The following is an 18,169-nucleotide window of genomic DNA, read 5'->3' as shown; positions in this document are numbered from 1 at the left end:
CAAGCTATCGATCCGTACTAGCGCGAGCGGCGCGTGCCACCTGCGCGGGTGCCGGCCGAGAAGGCCGCGGCACCTGCCGGACGACTGGTCGCGCCAGGGGTGCTGGTGCTGTAGCTCTTCGGAGCAGCCGAGCCCCCGCGGGCGTTACCCCGGGACTTGCCGCCCTGACCGCCACGGTTCCCCTGGCCGGACCCACCACGCGAGCCGCCGTACGAGCCACCGCCGGCGCCCGAGCCACCACCTGAACCGCCGCGCGAGGCGCCGGTCGCACGAGCCGCCTGGCCCGAGCCGGGTGCACGATTCGCCTGACCAGCGCGGGCGGACTGACCTGCTCCGGCCGGACGGGTCGCCTGACCGCCGCCGCGACGGCCGCGGCCTCGGCCACCGCCACCTCCGCCGCGTACGGCGTCGGGGACAGCGGACTTCACCGGCGGTTCCACGAAGGTCCGCTCGCCGGGCGCCAGCTGCTCGAGCAGCGGATCGCCGACGCGCAGCTTGGTCACCTTGGCCGAGATGCCGGCCTTCTTGGTCAGGTCGCGTACGTCGCGGACCTGGTCGTCCGTCATCAGGGTGACGACGGTGCCCTCGGCGCCGGCCCGCGCAGTACGGCCGGAGCGGTGCAGGTAGGCCTTGTGCTCGATCGGCGGATCCGCGTGGATCACCAGGGTGACGTCGTCGACGTGGATGCCGCGGGCCGCGATGTCGGTCGCGACCAGGGTCTTCGCCGAACCGTCGGAGAAGGCCTCCAGGTTCCGCGTCCGGGCGCCCTGCGACAGGTTGCCGTGCAGTTCGACCGCGGGCACGCCCAGCGCGATGAGCTTCTTGGTCAGCGACTTCGCGCCGTACTTGGTCCGGGTGAAGACCAGCGTCCGGCCCGGGGCGGCGGTCAGGTCGACCAGCACCGGCAGGCGGGTGTCGGTCTGGACGTGCAGCACGTGGTGCGTCATCTTCGAGACCGGCGACTGGGCCGAGTCGACGCTGTGGGTCACCGGCGACTTCATGAACCGCTTGACCAGCACGTCGACGCCGGCGTCCAGGGTGGCCGAGAAGAGCAGCCGCTGGGCGTTCGCCGGAGTCGCCTCCAGGATCCGCCGGACGGCGGGCAGGAAGCCGAGGTCGGCCATGTGGTCGGCCTCGTCGAGCACGGTGATCTCGACCGCGTCGAGCTTCGCGTGACCGGTCTTGACGTGGTCCTCGAGCCGGCCGGGACAGGCGATCACGATGTCGACGCCGCGGCGCAACTGGGTGATCTGAGGGCCGGCGCCGACGCCACCGAAGATCGTCATCGTGCGCAGGTCCAGCGCGTCCGTCAGCGGGGTGATGGAGGCCTGGATCTGGGTGGCCAACTCGCGGGTCGGCGCCAGGATCAGAGCGCGCGGCTGGTTCGGCCGGCGCTTGCTGCCACTGGTAGCGAGCCGGGCGAGCACCGGCAGGACGAACGCGTAGGTCTTGCCGGAACCGGTCCGGCCGCGACCGAGTACGTCCTTGCCGGCCAGCGAGTCGGGCAACGTCGCCGCCTGGATCGGGAACGGCTTGACCACCCCGGCCGAGGCCAGCGCCGCGACCAGTCCGGCCGGTACGCCGAGGTCGGCGAAGGTGGTGTCGTCGGAGATCACCGGAGCGGCGACCGCGTCGTACGTGTCGGTCTCGTTGCTCTGTGCAACATTTTGGGCACCGTTCGCACCGTTGCGGGAAACGTTCCGGTCGGTGCTCTGGATCGGCGCGGACCGCTGGGCGCCGGTACGGCGACGGCGGCGGGGGCGGGCCTGGGCCTCACCCTGGGCGCGCTCGCGTCGAGCTGTAGAAGGGGAAGTGGGCGTGGTGATGCTGGGGCGGCTGGCCGCCATGTAGTACTCCAAGAAAGTCGGGGGGTCGTCCTGCCCGGCGCAGCCAGGTGGGCCGCGGCGCGTGGTGGTCGACTGCTAGCGCAGCGTGTGCACTGAATCGGCCCGAGGCAGAACTGGGCGGGCCGTCACAGACAGTGTACGTCACCCGAGGACCACCTGCGGAGAGTATTCACCTTGTGTGTCGCGTCAGACACCGGCCGCCGATAGGTTGAGCGCCATGAGCACCCCCGACCCGGCCGACTTCCGCCAGGATCCGCCGCAGACCGGTGACGAACGCGCCATGCTGCGTGGCTTCCTCGCCTTCCAGCGCGGCACACTGCTGTGGAAGGCCGCCGAGCTGACCGGAGAGCAGTTGGCCGCCACCAAGGTCGAGCCGTCGACGATGAGCCTGCTCGGCGTGCTCCGGCACACCGCCGAGGTCGAGCGGTACTGGTACCAGATCTGCCTCGACCAACGCCCGATCGAGCTCGAACTGTGGACGCCCGCGGATTGGGACGGCGACTTCAACCTCGCCGACGCCACCCGCGCCGAGCAGGACCTGGCCGCCTTCAAGGCGACGATCCAGACCTCGGACGAGATCGTGGAGAGCTATCCGCTGGACCACATCTTCAAGCGAGCCGGCCGGGACAGCGAGCACTCCGTCCGCTGGCTCTACCTGCACATGATCGAGGAGTACGCCCGCCACAACGGGCACGCCGACCTACTGCGCGAACGCACCGACGGAATGACAGGCTTCTGACCCGAGCCGGGCGCAGCGCAGTACTAGCTCTTGAGCGCCCGGATGACCCCGACCAGGTCGTTGACCACACCCCGTACGCCGGGGATCCGCGTCAGCCGGAGCAGGCGGTCCACCAGCGGCACAGTGCTGGTGATCAGCAGCCGGGTCCGCTTGAGGTCCTTGCTGTCGTCGTGAACCCAGAAGAGCACGATGCCCATCTGCATCAGCCAGAGCAGCTCCGGCAGTTCCGCCCGCAGCTCGGCCGGGAGCTTGAGGTCGGACCCCTCCACCACCTGACGGAAGACCTCGACACTCGCTTCCCGCGCCGGCCGGGACTGCTCGCTGAACGGTGACAGCGGACTCTTCGGCTCAGCCGCCGTCTTGAAGAACGTGCCGGCGAACTCGTGGTACGGCGCCGACACCTCCAGCCAGCTCACCAGTACTCCGGTCAGCCGCTTGGTGAAGGCCTTCTCCCCGGCCAGGATCTCCACGGCCGCTTCGCGATGTTGCACCTGCAGGTGGTCGTAGTACGCCTGCATCAGGTGCTCTTTGGAGCTGTAGTAGTAGTACGCGTTGCCGACCGAGACGCCTGCCTCGGCGGCGATCGCCCGCATCGTCGTCTTGCCGTACCCCTGCTCGCGGAACAGCCGCAGCGCGGTCGACAGGATCAGCTCGCGAGTCTGCTCACCCTTGGCGGTCGCGCTGTCCGTCATGGCGGCCAGCGTAGTCACCGGCATCCTCAGTAGCCCGCCGGCACGGGCGGCTTGGTCCCGGTCAGCGGCCGCCGCTCGCCCTCCGCCCGGCGACGGCTGCGCATGGTGTTGAAGATCCAGACGTTGATCAGGTGCAGCACGCCGAGCACCAGCAGCATGACGCCGATCCGTGCGCTCAGCCTCTCGACCATCACCTGCGCGTCGGGCACGGTGCCGATGGTCCGCAGGAACAGCGTCACGAACCCCAGGTTGACCAGGTAGAACCCGACCACGAGCAGCCGGTTCAGCGCCTCGGCGAACTCCTTGTGCCCATCGAACACGTCGGCCAGGAAGACCCGCCCGTTCCGTCGCACCGACTGCGCCATCCACAGCGTCAGCGGCACCGCGATGCCCAGGTAGATCAGGTACGTCAGCTCCGTCATCATCGCCACATCCCTCACTTGAACATGTTCAATTGTCCGTTGGTCCGAGCGTAGATCGATCTTTTGAACATGTTCAACAGCTGGCGCCGGTGACCTGGGTCTCCTCCTCGGAGAAGATGAGGAGATGACGACCTGGGTGTTCGACGGAACCGTGCTCCCTGTGGACGAAGAGGTCCGGATCGCCTTCGGGGACGGCGAGGAACAGCTGTTGCCGGGGCGGTTCGGGCTGCCCGGGCTGGTGGATTCGCATTGCCACCTGACGGTCGGGTCGGATGCGCAAGGCCCGTTGTTGTTCGGAGAGGACTTCGCCCGGACCAGGCTCGACGCGCTCGCCCAGGCCGGCGTCAGCGCAGTACGGGATGTCGGTGGGGATCGATCGGTCACGCTGAAGCTGGCGATCGCACCGGAGGACGGGCGACCGGTGGTCCAGGCAGCCGGGCGGTTCCTGGCGCCGGAGGGCCGGTACTTCCCACGGATGCACGAACCCGTGCCGCCGGAGGAACTCCTCGCCGCGGTGGCGGCCGAGCTCGACGATAACGCGACCTGGCTCAAGCTGGTCGGCGACTTCCCGGCGGTGGGGCCGGACGGACCGATCCGCGGCAGCGCCATCGAGGCGTCGTACGAGGTGGAGTTGGTCGAGGCGATGGTCGAGGCCGCTCACGCCCGGGGCGCGCGGGTCGCCGCGCACACCAACTCCGCGGTCGTCGGCGACCTGGTCCGCGCCGGAGTCGACTCGATCGAGCATGGCACGGTCATCACGGAGGAGGATCTGCAGGCGCTCGGCGCTCGCGGCGGCGCGTGGACTCCGACGCTGGGCGCATCCGTGCTGGGCAGACCGGGCGAACCGCAGGACGTGGTCGACCGGCGCCGCGCCCGATCGGAGTACCTGGCCTCCATGCTGCCGCTCGCGATCCAGTACGGCGTACGCGTGCTCGCGGGCTCCGACGTGGTCGGCTCAGTCGCGGGAGAGGTGGATCTGCTCGTCAAGCACGGGTTGACCGCGGACCAGGCATTGGCGGCGGCGACCACCTCGGCGCAGGACTACCTCGGCCTCGCCGGCACCGGGAACCTGGTCACCTACGAGGCGGATCCCCGCGAGCACCCGGAGGTTCTCGCCACGCCGTCGGCCGTCGTACTGCGGGGTCTGCGGATCCGCTGATGCCAGGATTCTCCTCGTGAGCAAGCTGCGGGAGAAGCACCTCGATCGCTGGGTCGAGGCGTACCGCCGGGCCTGGGAGACGAACGACCCCGAGCACATCGCGGCACTGTGGACCGAGGACGCCGCGTTCTACCGGCGGCCGGACGAGGAGCCGGTGCTCGGCCGGGACGCGATCGTGAACGCCTGGCTGGAGGTCGCCGACGCGCCGGGCGAGACGCTGTTCGAGTACCAGGTGCTCGGCTTCGGGGACGGGGTCGGCTTCGTCCGCGGCTGGACGACGTACCGGACCGATCCGCCGGCCGAGTTCAGCAACCTGTGGGTGATCCGGCTGGACCGGGACGGCCGGGCGCACGAGTTCACCGAGTGGTGGATGGAGAAACACTGACAGGCTGGACAACCCGAGCCCGGCCCGGAGTACGATCGGCGTCAGGCACTCAGGGTGCCACCGGTCCGCGGGAAGGGCTCAGCCCACCTGAAACGCAGGTTGTGTGATCCAGGCCCACCTCCTTTCTCGCCTGATGACGCGGACAGCAGGCATTCAGAGAGGAGGTCGCGATGCCGACCCGAAATCTTCCCAACCCGCCGAGCCTCGACCACTTGAGGAAGCAGGCCAAGACCCTGCTCAAGCAGGTCCGCGCCAAGGATCCCGAGGCGCTGGCGCTGGCAGCCGAGTTCCACCCGGTCACGAATCTCGCCGAGGCGCAACTGGTGATCGCCCGCAGCTACGGCTTTGCCAGTTGGCCCCGGCTGACGCATCACCTCGAGGTGGTGGCGCAGTACAGCCGGTCCCCGCACCGTCAGCCGCTCGGCGGCCCGCTGGACACTCCCGGCCGGCGCGTCGACGAGTTCCTCCGGCTGGCCACCCTGCACTACGGCCAGGACGATGCCGCTCGGCAGACCGCCGCCCGGACCCTGCTCGACGAAGTTGCCCTGAGCAACATCTATACCCAGGTGGTGGCCGGTCAGGTGGAAGCCGTCCGCGAGACGCTGGCCACCGACCCCACCCTCGCCCGGCGCGAAGGCGGCCCGTTCCGCTGGGAACCCCTGCTGTACTTGAGCTACTCGCGCCTCGAGGTTCCCGATGAGGCTCCACTGGAGATCGCGAAACTGTTGCTTGCCCATGGCGCCGACCCGAACGCGGGGTACCTCTGGGAGGGGTTGCCGTCGCCGTTCACCGCGTTGACCGGCGCGTTCGGACGCGGCGAGGGCGACCAGCCGCCGCACCAGAACCGGCTGGAGCTGGCCCGGCTGCTCCTGGCGGCCGGCGCGGATCCGAACGACAGCCAGACGATGTACAACTGCGGCCCGGGCTGCCCGCCACCGTACGACGACGACCATCTGGAGCTGCTGCTCGAGTTCGGCCTGGGCCAGGGCGACGGCGGTCCTTGGCACGAGCGGATGACCACCGAGCACCCGACACCGCGCCAACTCCTGGAGGACGAGCTCGTCTTCGCCTCGTCCGAAGGCCTGCTCCACCGCGTCGAGCTGATGCTTGCCCAGGGCATCGATCCGGAGCGCCGGGGCACCGAGCACCCCGTCTTCTGCGGTCATCGTGCCTACGAACTGGCCGCCGTGATCGGCCACACAGAGATCGCCGAACTCCTCCGCGCTGCTGGTGCGGCCCCACTCGACGAGCTGCACGAACTGTACGCCGCGGCGATGCGCGGCGGTCCGGTCGAGGCCGCTCCCGAGCTCGCGGCGCGGGCGGTCCAGCGGAACCCCTACCTGCCGGTGCGAGCGGCCGAACTCGGCCGGACCGAAGCGCTGGAGCCACTCCGCGACCTCGGCTACGACCTCGATCTGCTCACCGTGCTGGGGTCTCCACTTCATCGGGCCGCCCTGAGCGGGCATCTCGACACCGTGAAGAAGCTGATCGAACTGGGCGCCGATCCCACCCTGCGCGACCAGCAGTACAACAGCACCCCGCAGGGCTGGGCCGAGCACAGCCACCAGCAGGAGGTCGCCGACTACCTGGCCTCGGTCACGGGCTGACCGCGAGAAAGACGAACGCGCTGAAGATCATCAGATGTACTGCGCCCTGCAGCAACGTGGCCCGGCCGGTCGCCAGGGTCAGCATGCTGACCACGACCGTCAGCGCGAACAGCACCATCTCCTTGCCACCCAAGCCGAGCACCAAGGGTCCGCTGAGCCAGATCGACGCCACGGCGATCGCCGGGATCGTCAGCCCGATGCTGGCCAGCGCCGACCCGAGCGCCAGGTTCAGGCTCGTCTGGAGGCGGTTCCGCAGCGCAGCCCGTACTGCGGCGACCGTCTCCGGCAGGAGCACCAGCAACGCGATCACGACGCCGACCACGGCCAGCGGAGCACCTGCCGACTCGACAGCGGACTCCAGCTTGGGCGACACCGTCTTCGCCAGCCCGACAACCGAGATCAGGCACAGGAACAGCAGCCCGAGGCTGAGCAGCGCGATCTTCCCGCTGGGCGCTTCGGCGTGCACCTCCTCGGATTCGTTCGCGGGATCGTCCTTGGCGGCCACAGGCAGGAAGTAGTCGCGGTGCCGGATGGTCTGGACGAACACGAACACGCCGTACATCACCAGCGAGGCGACACCGGCGAAGGCGAGTTGGGCCGTGCTGAAGGTGGCGCCCGGAGTACTGGTGGTGAAGGTCGGCAGCACCAGGCTGAGCGTCACCAGCGCGGTCATGACGGCCAGCGCGCTGCCGGAGGCGTGGACCCTGAATTCCTGCGTCTTGTGCCGGACCGACCCGACCACCAGGGCGAGGCCGAGGATGCCGTTGCAGGTGATCATCACGGCGGCGAAGACGGTGTCCCGGGCCAGCGACGCGGCCTTGTCGCCGCCGGAGGCCATCAGCGTGACGATCAGCGCGACCTCGATCACGGTCACCGCCAGGGCCAGGATCAAGGTGCCGAAGGGTTCGCCCACGCGGTGCGCCACGACTTCGGCATGGTGGACGGCGGCGATCACGGCAGCGCCGAGACCCGCGCAGACGAGGATGAGCAGCAGTGCGCCGAGGCTACGGCCCCAGGACAGCACCAGGACGACGAGGGCGAGCGGGGGGACGGCCAGACTCCAGCGCGGCAACCCTTGGACAGCCAGTTTTGTCATCCCCCGCGAGTTTATCCGGCTCGCGCGGAATGCAGTTGGCAACGACGGCTGATGGCGTGATGCTTTTCGCATTCAGCTCTACAGAAGGGCAACCGTGCAGATCAGAGCCGCGACCCCCGACGACTGGCCGGCGATCTGGCCGTTCTTCCACGACATCGTCACGGCCGGTGAGACCTACGCCTACGATCCGGCGATGACCGAGGAGCAGAGCCGCGCGCTCTGGATGTCGCCCTCGTCCGCACCGCTGGCCCGGACCACGGTCGCGGTCGATGCCGACGGAACGGTCCTGGGCAGCGCCAACATGTACCCGAACCGGCCGGGGCCGGGCGCCCACGTCGCCAGCGCCAGCTTCATGGTCGACGCGGCGGCCCGGGGCAAGGGTGTCGGCCGCGCGCTCTGTGAGGACATGATCGACTGGGCCGGCCGGCAGGGCTTCCGCTCGATCCAGTTCAACGCCGTGGTCGAGACCAACGAGCCCGCCGTCAAGCTCTGGCAGGCCCTCGGCTTCGAGATCATCGGCACCTCACCCGAGGCGTTCAACCACCCGAAACACGGCTATGTCGGCCTGCACGTCATGGTCCGCCCGCTCTAGTTCTGCTTGGATCGAAGACATGACCGAGTCCCGAGCACGACGTCTGTGGCGAGTCCTGGAGCCGTACCACGCGATCACGTACTTCGCGCCGGACACCCGCAAGGCCACCGACGCCCTGGGCCTCCGTGGCGGCTGGATGAGCTACTTCGGCTGCCGGGCGGCTCCCCTGGGTCCGGTGGGTCCTGAGGTTGTCGCGGCCGTCTTCTACAACTTCCACCCATCCATGGTCGCCAGGGCGATCCCGGACGCGTGGACCTTCGCATCACCCGAGCAGTTGCTCGTGGCACGACTCGAGGCGGTCGACAGCGCAGTACGGCGTCTCATGCCAGACGCCAGTACTGCGGTACGCCGTACGGCCGAGTTGGCTCGCCAAGCGGCGGAGCTGGCTCCAGTGGCAGGCAGGCCGATCGCTGCGGCCAACGCGGCGCTGGACTGGCCCGACGAGGCGCACCTGGTCTTGTGGCAGGCCACCACGATCCTCAGGGAGTCCCGGGGCGACGGACACGTTGCCGCGTTGGTCGGTGCGGGCCTGACGCCGTGTCAGGCGTTGCTGACCATCTCGGCCGCGGGTGGACCGTCCAAGGCGGTCTTCCAGCTCAACCGGCGCTGGAGTGACGAGGAGTGGGCCGAGGCCGAGGAGGACCTTCGTTCACGAGGTCTGCTCGATGCGGACGGAACACTGACCGAGGCAGGTCACTCACTGCGTCAGGAGGTCGAGGACACCACGGACAGGTTGGCCGAGCAGGGCTGGGCCGCGTTCGGGGACGACAAGGCGCTGGAGCTCGATCGGCTGATCCGGCCGATCAGTGGCGCGATCATGGCGACCGGCGCGGTCCCGGACGACAACCCGATGGCCCTGCGCTGGGAACCGGACGAGCTGCCTAACGCTTCTGCGGGCCCCGGAAGGTGACGTAGAGCAGGGACACGCCCATGGCGGCGACGATCGGGCCGATGACGGCCCACAGGCTCTTGCCGCTCATCGAACTGCCGCCGATGTAGCCGAGACCCTGCAGCGCCCACACCACACCCGCGACAGTCAGCAACAGGCCCAGCGCGATCGGAATGGCCTTCTTCATCAGGATCCCTTTCAGTTCTCGGGCTCAGAGCCTAGCTGTGCGGAGACGAGTTGGATCGCTCTGGCGAGGTCTTCGCCGTTTGGCGCCTTGGTGGGATCGAACAGCCATAGCGCAATGACACCGAGCATCAGCGCCTGGTAGAAGGTGCCGACGAGTTGGACCTGGCCCGGCTCGGTGTACCCGAACAGCGACGCCAGCCCCTCGCGCGCCTCACCCTGCTGCTTCGACAACTCCGCAAGCATCTCCGGCAGGTGAGCACCGAGACTGACCACCTCGTACTGCGTCGTCCACAGCGCGCGGCTGCTCGGCGAGGACAGCGTCTCGACCGCCAGCCGCCACGTCGTCACGAACCGCTCGCGGGCATCCCCGTCCGCACCCAGGCCGGCTTCCAGCGTCGCCGCGACCTCGCCACCCCACTCGTCCAGGGCCTGGCCCATCGCCTCGTTCATCAGCGCTTCCTTGGACCCGAAGTGGTAGCCGATCGCCGCCAGACTCACGCCGGCCGCGGTGGCGATGTCCCGCGCGGTGGTCCGGCTGTACCCCTTCTCCTTCAGGCAGGTCTTGGCGCCCTCGATCAGCGCCTCGCGGTTTCCCATCCGCCGATCCTAACCAAGCTCTCACACAATCGTCTTGCACGGATGTCTTACGCGAGCAAGCTCGCAGCTGTGGACTAGCTGGTTCGCAGGCCGGCTGCGGCGGCGGCGAGCACCGCGGTGGTCAGGGCGTCGAGGACGGTGGAGTCCAGTTTCCAGTGTTGCCAGTAGAGGGGGACGTCCACGTGCTTGCCTGGGGCAACTTCTACCAGGCGACCGGCGGTGAGGTCGTCCTCGACGACCTCCTCCTCGATCATTCCCCAGCCGAGGCCGAGGCGGATCGCGCGCACGAACGGGCCCGGGGCGGGGATCGTGTGGACCGGTGGGTCGAGGCGGCGGCGGGTGACCTTGCGCAGCAGTCGGTGCTGCAGCATGTCCTTGGTGTTGAAGACCAACATCGGCGCCTCGGCGAGCGCCTCCGGCAGTGGCCGCCCTTTCAGCCAGCGGTCGGCGTACTCCGGCGACGCGATCGACAGATACCGCATCTTGCCGAGCGCCTGAACCCGGCAGCCCTGCACCGGCCGCGGATCCGCGGTCACCGCCGCGAGCACCGTGCCGTTGCGGAGCAGTTCGGCTGAATGGTCCTGATCCTCCTGCCGCAGGTCGAACGCCGTCACCAGTTCAGCCGGTACTGCGAGCAGCGCGGGCAGGAACCAGCCGTTCAGCGAGTCCGCGTTCACCGCGACAGGCAGCCGCAGGCCCTCCATCTTGCCTTTGACCGCGGCGATCGCCTCGACCTCCAGGAGTGACACCTGCCGGGCGAGCCGCAGTACGGCCTCGCCTGCTTCGGTGGGCTTGGCGGGTTTCGACCGCTGGACCAGGACGTGGCCGAGGCGGCTCTCCATCGCCTTGATCCGCTGACTCACCGCGGACGGCGTGATCTGCAGCCGCCGCGCGGCCGCGTCGAAGCTGCCGTCATCGATGACGGCCGCGAAGGTGTCGAGCTGAGCTGAGTCGAGCTGCATGGCATCAGAGTCTAGTGAAGCAGAGCTAATGGCAGTGAAGAATCTTTAGCTGGATTGCTTCTCGTAGCGCACCTACCTTCGAGACATGCCCCTGCTAGCCGGCTTTGCCACGTCCTTGTCCCTGATCATCGCGATCGGAGCGCAGAACGCTTTCGTCCTGCGCCAGGGACTGCGACGCGAGCACGTCCTGCCGGTAGTACTCACCTGCGCCGTCTCGGACGCGGTCCTGATCTCGGGCGGCATCGCCGGGCTCGGAGCACTGCTGACGAGCAGCCCGCTCGCCTTGAGCATCGCGAAGTACGGCGGCGCCGCGTTCCTCTTCACGTACGCCGTCATCGCCGCGCGGCGGGCCGTACGCCCAGGTGCGATGAGCCCGGCGGATCACGCGCCGGCCGCGTTGCGCAGCGTGGTACTGACCTGCCTTGGGTTCACCTATCTCAATCCCCACGTCTACCTCGACACCGTCGTACTGCTCGGCGCGCTCGCCAACCAGCGCGGTACCGACGGCCGCTGGATCTACGGCCTCGGCGCGGTCGCTGCCAGCTTCGCCTGGTTCTTCGCCCTCGGCTTCCTGGCCCGCAAGCTCGGCCCGCTCTTCGCCCGCCCGCGAGCCTGGCAATTCCTCGACGCCGGCATCGCCCTGGTAATGACCACACTGGCAGCCTGGATGGTCCTGCCCGCGCACTAAGGTCTCCCGCATGGACGTCACGGTGTTGTGCGACGCGGTGGCGGTGTTTCCGGAGGCTGTGGAGACAGCGCTGCCGGGGTGGTCGGTGGAGCACCAGCGGTGGACTGAGGAGAACCTGCCGGGGAACGTGGCCGCGGCGGGCGGGTGGTGGCTGCATTTCCACAGCTACCTGGTGACAAGCGACGCTGGGGCCGTGCTGGTCGACACCGGGATCGGTCCGGCCGGTGGCGGGGCGGCTGACTGGCTTGGGACGACAGGGAGACTGCCGAGCCTGCTGGCTGCGGCTGGAGTCCGGCCGGACGAGATCGACACGGTGGTGCTCACGCATATCCATCTGGACCACGCCGGCTGGAACATGGCCGAGGACCAGCCGCGCTTCGGCAACGCGACGTACGTAGTACAGCAGGCTGAGGTGGAGCACGCGCGGGGTTCGACGACGTACGAGGACCTCATCAGGCCGATCGCCGAGGCTGGGCAACTGCGCGCTGTCGACGGTGAAGCATCAGTGGCGGGGGTGAAGCTGCTGCCGACTCCTGGCCACACCCCCGGCCACCAATGCGTGCTCACCGAGCGGGCCGTGCTGGGCGGAGACGTCCTCGTGCACCCGGCGCAGGCCCGCTGGCCCGAGCTCACCTATGTCTACGAGCGGGAACCCGCAGTCGCCGTCACGTCCCGCCGCGAAGTACTGGCCCTGGCAGCCGCCAACGGAATCCCTATCGCCGCGGCCCATCCCCACAAAGCTCTGGACAGCGCGGCCAGGCCATTACCCTTCCCAGCCACAGACCACCAGCTTTGCCCACCTCACCGTCTCTGATTCTCAGCGGTAGCCGGTGGTGTCGGCCGGTTTGCCGGGGTCCTGCACCTCGACGATGTAGCGCCAGGCATCCGGCCGACTGCCGTCGAGGTCGGTGAAGCCGTAGATCTGCGCGAGCTGACCGCTGGACAGGGACTTGCCGTTCCAGCGGGCGACGTCGGGGTCGGCGGCCAGCGCGGCGACGGCCCGGCCGACGTAGGACGGACTCTCCGAGATCGCGAAGTGCGGGATGTTCTCGGTGGCGTCCCGCCAGTTCTCTTCGGTGACGCCGAAGCCTTCGAGCATCGCCTCCGACCGCAGCCACCCCGGCGTCAGCAGGACCGCCGTCGCACCGTGCGGCTTGAGCTCCTTGGCGAGCGCGAACGCCATCCGGCTGACTGCTCCCTTGGCCACGTCGTAGAAGAACGAGACGCGATAGTTGGTCGCGTTGTACTCGTCGGTGCCGTCGGTCATCTCGATCACCAGACCACCCGGCGACTTGATCAGCAGCGGCAGCGCGAAGTGGCTCGTGATGACGTGGGTGTCCACCCCGAGCCGGAACAGCCGCAGCCCGCTGTCCAGATCCGACTCCCAGACGGCCTTGTCCCACTCCGGCTCGCTGCTCTGACCCCAGATGTCGTTCACGAGGACGTGCAGCGCTCCCTGCTCGCGCTCGATCCGCTCGACCAGCGCCCGAACCTGCTCAGGCTGCGTGTGATCCACCTGTACTGCGATGCCGTGGCCGCCCGCCGCGTCGATCAGTTCCGCGGTCTCCTCGATCGTCTCCGGTCGGTTCATCTCCGACCGCTGATTCCGGGTCGTCCGCCCGGTCACGTAGACGGTCGCGCCGGCCGCGCCCAACTGCACCGCGATCCCCCGCCCGGCAGCTCGCGATCCCCCGGTCACCAGAGCCACCCGGCCCGCCAACGGCTTGTCCTTCATGACCTGCCTCCCACTGTAGCCATACACCGTATGATTTCTGTACCATACGACGTATGGTTAATGCTGGCAAGCCGGGTCCCGGTCGTTCCGGACGGCCGCGGTCGGGTGAGGAGCGGCTCAGCCGGCAGGCGATCCTCGAGGCCGCGTTGCGGATCGTCGACGCCGAGGGGATGGACGCGATGACGATGCGCCGGCTCGCCTCGACCCTCGGGGTGAACCCGATGTCGATCTACCACCATCTGCCGAACAAGGCAGCGGTCTTCGCCGGCCTGGCCGAGCTCGTCTTCGGTCAACTCGAGGCCGTGACGCCGGACGATTCCGTGCGCTGGCAGGACGAGCTGACGAACTCCGCGCGGGCATATCGCGACGCAGTGCGCGCGCATCCGAATCTCGCGCTGCAGGTGCTGTCCGACACCGCCGCTGTCTCGGACGTCGTGGTGGTCACGGTCGAGCCGTTCTACCGGGCGCTGGACCGGGCCGGGCTGGAGCCGCGGCAGATCGTCGAGGTGGTGAATACGATCATCGACTTCCTGCACGGCTTCAGCCTCGGTGAGGCGTCAGTCCAGGCCGAAACCTTCGACCTCGCGCCGGACCTGCTGCGGCGGGTGCGGGGCTTGCCCGAGGGCAAAGCACCGACCCTCACGCGGGTCGTCCGGGAGTTGGGAGAAATCGGACTCCACTACGACTTCGACAGCGGCTTCGAGTCGGGGCTCGCGCTGATCGTCGCGGGGGTCGAGACCCGCTTCTTGTGACGGGAGATGGCCACGCCGAGCAGGCAGAGCGCGCCACCGGCGAAGGCCAGCGGAGCGGGTGCCTCGTCGAGCAGCAGCCAGCCGAGGAAGATCGTCAGCGGCGGCACCAGGTACGTCGTCGCGCCCATCCGTCCGGCGCTCGTCCTCGCCAGCGCGTAGGCCCAGGTGGTGAAGGCCAGGGCGGTCGGGAACACCCCGAGGAACACGAGCCACCAGATCGTCGACGGTCGGGCGTCAGCCGTCTCACGGACCAGCGCCGGCGTGAACGGCAGGCAGCTGATCGCGCCGATCGTGCAGGCGAGCCAGGTCACCTCGAGCGCGGGCATCCGTCCGAGCAGCGGCTTCTGCGCGACGACTCCGATGGCGTAGGCGGCGGCCGCGGCCACACAGAGGATCACGCCCCACGTCTCGGCCTTCCCCTCGGAGGAGGACGCCCCGATCAGTACGACCCCACCGAACGCGGCGATGCTGCCGATCACCAACTGGCGAGGGAAACCCTCACCCAGCAGCACGCCGGCGAGCAGCGCGATCAGCAGCGGCCCGGTGTTCACCAGCATCGCCGCGGTACCAGCGTCGAGTCGCTGCTCGGCCGCGTTCAGGGCGACGTTGTAGACGCCGAACCACAACACCCCGCAGACGAGCAGCAACTTCCAGTCACCCTTGGCTGGCCATCGCCGCGGCCGGGTGAAGACGAACACGCCGAGCACGAGGCTGCCGATGACCAACCGACCGAGCGACAGCGCACCCGCCGAGAACTCATGCCCGACATGCCGGATCGCCACGAAGGCCGACGCCCAAAGCACCACCGTCACCGCCGCCGCACCCGCCGCGAGCACGCCCTGCCGCCTGTCCGAAGTGATCACATCCTGAACCTAGTGTCCCAATACTTCGCCCCACACCGAATAATCAGCTTCAGCCCGCTCACCCCGTCCCGCTGGTCTCCGTCCCGGTCGGCCCGTCCTGACGTCAGCTCCGTCCCGGCCCTCGGCCGGAGACGACTCCACCGACTCCCCCGCCCGGAGGCTCTGCGATGCGCGCGAAGATCCTGTACGTCACCGATCTCACCTATCCGGCCCGTGGCCGCCGCTACGGCGACGAGGACACGTTCCTCACCCGGCAGTTGCGCGACAACTTCGACCTGGCGATCTGCCACCCGCTCGACGCCGTCGCGCTGATGGACTCCTTCGACGCCGTCGTGGTCCGCAACAGCGGCCCGGTGCTGCACTTCCAGGTCGAGTACGACGAGTTCCGGGCGGCCGCGATCGACCGGGGTACGCGGGTCTTCAACCAGCTCACCGGCAAGGCCGACATGGTCGGCAAGCAGTATCTGGTCGAGCTGAACGACGCGGGCTCCCCGGTCATCCCGACCACCGACAGCGATCCCTCATCGTTGCCGGAGGCAAGTGGTTATCTGGTCAAGCCGAAGCTGGGTTCGGACTCGATCGGACTGCGCAAGGTGACCCGTGAGGAGCTCACCACCCTTTCTCTCGACGGACTGCTCGCGCAGCCGTTGATCGACTTCCGCTACGAGGTGTCGTTCTACTTCGTCGACCGTGACTTCCAGTACGCGCTCTACACGCCGGACCCCGAGCACCGCTGGGAGCTCGACCCGTACGAGCCGACCGACGAGGACCTCGCCTTCGCCCAGCGCTTCGTCGACTGGAACGCGATCGACCACGGCATCCAGCGCGTCGACGCCTGCCGGACCCGCTCCGGCGAACTCCTCCTCGTCGAACTCGAAGACCTCAACCCCTTCCTGTCCTTGTCCCACACCGACGACACCAGCCGCTCTGCGTTCGTCAAGCGCATGGCCTCATCCCTCGGCACGCTCCTCGACCTCTGACCCCACCGCGGCAGGTGCAGGCAGGGCGATCGGAGTGATGAACGCGGTCAGCAGGACCGGGATCGTCAGGCCGGCGACCAGCACCGGCAGGCTGACCCAGATCGAGCCGAGTGCGAAACCGGCGTAGACCGTCACCGCGAACACCTCGGCGAACAGGCCCGACACCGACGTCACCGTCGCCCGCGCGGGACCCGTGATGGCGTCCTGCAGCCGTGCCTCGGCGACGATGATGACGAGTTGCATCACTCCGTAGCCGACGGCGATCGGCACGAATCCCGGCGCCGTGCCACTGAGCGCACCCCAAGCCAGCAACCCGGCCGACAGCGCCAATCCGGCAGCCAGGAACGACGACCGCATCCGGTACGCCGGTCCCGCCAGCGCGCCACCGATCGCCTGCGCGGCCACCGTGCCGGCGATCAGGAAGGGCACCAACGTCGTCGAGGCGCCAATTTCCCTGGCCAGCAAGGGAAAGTACTCGTCGAACGCCAGAAACCCACCAAGCAACGCGACCAGCCCGACAGCCTTCCGGACGGTGCCACTGGTCGACACCTCGGACAATCCCAGGCGCAGCATCAGGAAGTACCGCCCAAGCACCCCGAGACCGTCCTCGGCGCCGGCGCCGGACTTGGTGTCGGCGCCGGACTTGGTGTCGGCGCCGGACTTGGCGTCGGCGTGGGCGATCCGGGCTTCTTCCACCTCCTCTGTTTCGTCGGCGGTGGCGACTCGGGTCGCCTCCGGCAGGGACAGGGCCACGGCTGCGTGCACCAGGCAGGTGAGCACACTGATGGCGCCCACCAAGGGGTAGCCGCCGAGTTGGTACAGCGGTGAGGCCAATGCGGTGGCCACCAGGTTCAGCACCAGGGCAGCCGCCTTCGAACGGCCGATCAGGCCCGCATACCGATCGGCAGCCCCGCGCGCCGAGAGTTCGTCGTACACGAGGGCTTCGAAGGTTCCGGAGATCAGCGCGGAGCTGATTCCCCAGAGCACGAAGCCGACGGCGAAACCGGCGTACGAGGGAACGACGATCCAGCTGGCGAAGCCGAGGCCGCCGATGAGCGAGCCGAGCACCAGCAGTTTGCGTCGGGAGAACACGTCCGCCCAGGCACCGGACGGCATCTCGAGCAGGAAGGCGGTCGTGGACCAGATGATGAACAGCGTGGAGACTTCCGCGGCGGACAACCCGTGGTCCGTGAACAGCAACTGGTACAGCGGATACAGCGGGATGAAGTCCTGCAGCGCCTGGTAGGCGATGATGCGGGCGGACAGGCCGCGCGGAACGGTAGCGGAGCGGTCAGGGCGTCAAAGGTGCGGGCTCGAGTACGTCATGCCCAAGAACATATCCGCGAAGTCACGGCCGGAACAGATCTTTTGTTCCCGCTGTGGACAAGTGCAGAACCTGGTACCGCGTCCCCGGCACGATCCCCGGTTCCCCACTCCACAAGGTGAAGTGGACCAGTTCCCACCGCGTCGGGTCCACCGCGATCGCCGAGCTGTGGACACCCGGCATCGCCGCGGTCCGCTTCAGCGCCTCGGCCCATTCCGCGACCGGCCCGGCCGGATCCACGTCCGGCAGCAGAGCCTGCGTGTACTTCGTCGCGCCGACCGCCGGCTGATCCACGTCCGGCCCGGCAAGTGCGTCCACCCCGGTCCAATGCCGTACCCGCGGCCGCCCGAACGACTGGCAGATCCCGCTGAAGAACTGCCCACCCCACAGAAACCGGCTCATCCCCGCAGTCGAATTCCACAGGTAGAACGGCGCGTACTGATTCACCTCCGCGCCGTTGGCCCGGTCCTGGACCAGGTACGCCTTGAGCCCCAGCCCTTCGAAGTCGTCCGTCAACCCGCCCTTGGTCGCCACCCGGTTCCGGATGATCCCCAGGTCGTAGTCCGCCGGCAGCGTGATCTCGTACTGCATCGCGTACACAGGCACTCCCTCTCGCTCAGGTCCCGTACATACTAATAGGTACAGGGCGAAATT

At 68.6% G+C, this 18,169-nt stretch carries 21 protein-coding genes; 10 read left to right on the top strand and 11 right to left on the bottom strand.

Features of this window, described 5'->3' with window-relative positions:
• Positions 1-17: 17 nt before the first annotated feature.
• Positions 18-1,847 (bottom strand): DEAD/DEAH box helicase, encoded by a 1,830-nt coding sequence (locus tag ABD255_RS09475; protein ID WP_344211973.1) that lies wholly within the window; start codon positions 1,845-1,847, stop codon positions 18-20.
• Between the two features lie 217 nt (positions 1,848-2,064).
• Here ABD255_RS09475 and ABD255_RS09470 point away from each other — a divergent pair, with 217 nt between their 5' ends.
• Complete coding sequence (locus ABD255_RS09470) at positions 2,065-2,586, top strand: DinB family protein (RefSeq protein WP_344211971.1); 522 nt, start codon at positions 2,065-2,067, stop codon at positions 2,584-2,586.
• A gap of 23 nt (positions 2,587-2,609) precedes the next feature.
• On the opposite strand, the gene ABD255_RS09465 is transcribed toward ABD255_RS09470, so the two are convergent.
• Positions 2,610-3,278, bottom strand: a complete 669-nt coding sequence (locus tag ABD255_RS09465; protein ID WP_344211969.1) for a TetR family transcriptional regulator — start codon at positions 3,276-3,278, stop codon at positions 2,610-2,612.
• A gap of 26 nt (positions 3,279-3,304) precedes the next feature.
• Entirely contained in the window at positions 3,305-3,703 is a 399-nt protein-coding gene (locus ABD255_RS09460) for a hypothetical protein (protein WP_344211967.1), read from the bottom strand.
• A 121-nt stretch (positions 3,704-3,824) separates the two neighbouring features.
• On the opposite strand from ABD255_RS09460, the gene ABD255_RS09455 reads away from it, so the two are divergent.
• From ABD255_RS09455 to ABD255_RS09445, 3 genes are all read left to right on the top strand, one after another.
• Positions 3,825-4,859: an amidohydrolase family protein gene (locus ABD255_RS09455; protein WP_344211965.1), complete on the top strand. Its 1,035-nt coding sequence runs from the start codon at positions 3,825-3,827 to the stop codon at positions 4,857-4,859.
• Positions 4,860-4,875: 16 nt separating this feature from the next.
• Positions 4,876-5,244, top strand: a complete 369-nt coding sequence (locus ABD255_RS09450; protein WP_344211963.1) for a nuclear transport factor 2 family protein — start codon at positions 4,876-4,878, stop codon at positions 5,242-5,244.
• A gap of 170 nt (positions 5,245-5,414) precedes the next feature.
• Positions 5,415-6,851 carry an ankyrin repeat domain-containing protein gene (locus ABD255_RS09445; protein WP_344211961.1) on the top strand — a complete coding sequence of 479 codons (1,437 nt, stop codon included), beginning with the start codon at positions 5,415-5,417 and terminating at the stop codon, positions 6,849-6,851.
• Here ABD255_RS09445 and ABD255_RS09440 read toward each other — a convergent pair.
• Complete coding sequence (locus tag ABD255_RS09440) at positions 6,841-7,947, bottom strand: calcium:cation antiporter (RefSeq protein ID WP_344211959.1); 1,107 nt, start codon at positions 7,945-7,947, stop codon at positions 6,841-6,843. The genes ABD255_RS09445 and ABD255_RS09440 overlap by 11 nt on opposite strands.
• A 94-nt stretch (positions 7,948-8,041) precedes the next feature.
• Between ABD255_RS09440 and ABD255_RS09435 the strand changes: the two genes are divergently transcribed.
• Together ABD255_RS09435 and ABD255_RS09430 are read left to right on the top strand one after the other, a co-directional pair.
• The gene (locus tag ABD255_RS09435; RefSeq protein WP_344211957.1) at positions 8,042-8,539 is read left to right on the top strand and encodes a GNAT family N-acetyltransferase; all 498 of its coding nucleotides are present in this window, start codon (positions 8,042-8,044) and stop codon (positions 8,537-8,539) included.
• Between the two features lie 19 nt (positions 8,540-8,558).
• Positions 8,559-9,449, top strand: coding sequence for an SCO6745 family protein (locus ABD255_RS09430; RefSeq protein ID WP_344211955.1), 891 nt, complete (start codon positions 8,559-8,561; stop codon positions 9,447-9,449).
• Here the strand turns inward: ABD255_RS09430 and ABD255_RS09425 are convergent.
• The 3 genes from ABD255_RS09425 to ABD255_RS09415 all read right to left on the bottom strand — a co-directional run bounded on the left by ABD255_RS09425 (position 9,421) and on the right by ABD255_RS09415 (position 11,173).
• A complete protein-coding gene (locus ABD255_RS09425; protein ID WP_344211953.1) occupies positions 9,421-9,615 on the bottom strand; it encodes a hypothetical protein in 195 nt (64 codons plus the stop codon). The genes ABD255_RS09430 and ABD255_RS09425 overlap by 29 nt on opposite strands.
• Positions 9,616-9,626: 11 nt before the next feature.
• Positions 9,627-10,211: a TetR/AcrR family transcriptional regulator gene (locus tag ABD255_RS09420; protein WP_344211951.1), complete on the bottom strand. Its 585-nt coding sequence runs from the start codon at positions 10,209-10,211 to the stop codon at positions 9,627-9,629.
• A gap of 74 nt (positions 10,212-10,285) precedes the next feature.
• Complete coding sequence (locus tag ABD255_RS09415) at positions 10,286-11,173, bottom strand: LysR family transcriptional regulator ArgP (RefSeq protein ID WP_344211949.1); 888 nt, start codon at positions 11,171-11,173, stop codon at positions 10,286-10,288.
• 85 nt (positions 11,174-11,258) lie between these two features.
• On the opposite strand from ABD255_RS09415, the gene ABD255_RS09410 reads away from it, so the two are divergent.
• The gene (locus ABD255_RS09410) at positions 11,259-11,861 is read left to right on the top strand and encodes a LysE/ArgO family amino acid transporter (protein WP_344211947.1); all 603 of its coding nucleotides are present in this window, start codon (positions 11,259-11,261) and stop codon (positions 11,859-11,861) included.
• A 10-nt stretch (positions 11,862-11,871) separates the two neighbouring features.
• The gene (locus ABD255_RS09405; protein ID WP_344211945.1) at positions 11,872-12,675 is read left to right on the top strand and encodes an MBL fold metallo-hydrolase; all 804 of its coding nucleotides are present in this window, start codon (positions 11,872-11,874) and stop codon (positions 12,673-12,675) included.
• Positions 12,676-12,678: 3 nt separating this feature from the next.
• Here the strand turns inward: ABD255_RS09405 and ABD255_RS09400 are convergent, their stop codons facing one another.
• On the bottom strand, positions 12,679-13,596 hold the full coding sequence (locus ABD255_RS09400) for an SDR family oxidoreductase (protein WP_344211943.1): 918 nt from the start codon (positions 13,594-13,596) through the stop codon (positions 12,679-12,681).
• Between the two features lie 53 nt (positions 13,597-13,649).
• Here ABD255_RS09400 and ABD255_RS09395 point away from each other — a divergent pair, with 53 nt between their 5' ends.
• The gene (locus ABD255_RS09395; protein WP_344211941.1) at positions 13,650-14,348 is read left to right on the top strand and encodes a TetR/AcrR family transcriptional regulator; all 699 of its coding nucleotides are present in this window, start codon (positions 13,650-13,652) and stop codon (positions 14,346-14,348) included.
• Here ABD255_RS09395 and ABD255_RS09390 read toward each other — a convergent pair.
• Positions 14,276-15,211, bottom strand: coding sequence for a DMT family transporter (locus ABD255_RS09390; protein ID WP_344211939.1), 936 nt, complete (start codon positions 15,209-15,211; stop codon positions 14,276-14,278). The two genes, ABD255_RS09395 and ABD255_RS09390, sit on opposite strands and share 73 nt — an antisense overlap.
• A gap of 167 nt (positions 15,212-15,378) precedes the next feature.
• On the opposite strand from ABD255_RS09390, the gene ABD255_RS09385 reads away from it, so the two are divergent.
• Positions 15,379-16,191, top strand: a complete 813-nt coding sequence (locus tag ABD255_RS09385; RefSeq protein WP_344211937.1) for an ATP-grasp domain-containing protein — start codon at positions 15,379-15,381, stop codon at positions 16,189-16,191.
• Here ABD255_RS09385 and ABD255_RS09380 read toward each other — a convergent pair.
• Positions 16,162-17,391, bottom strand: coding sequence for an MFS transporter (locus tag ABD255_RS09380; RefSeq protein ID WP_425554394.1), 1,230 nt, complete (start codon positions 17,389-17,391; stop codon positions 16,162-16,164). The genes ABD255_RS09385 and ABD255_RS09380 overlap by 30 nt on opposite strands.
• 148 nt (positions 17,392-17,539) lie before the next feature.
• Entirely contained in the window at positions 17,540-18,106 is a 567-nt protein-coding gene (locus tag ABD255_RS09375) for a DUF4865 family protein (RefSeq protein WP_344212342.1), read from the bottom strand.
• Positions 18,107-18,169 lie beyond the last annotated feature (63 nt).

Origin of the sequence: Kribbella sancticallisti (assembly GCF_039530625.1) — a bacterium.
GTDB classification, from domain to species: Bacteria; Actinomycetota; Actinomycetes; order Propionibacteriales; family Kribbellaceae; genus Kribbella; species Kribbella sancticallisti.
Note: the sequence above shows the minus strand (reverse complement) of the source record. Positions and strands in the feature narration are given on the sequence as shown.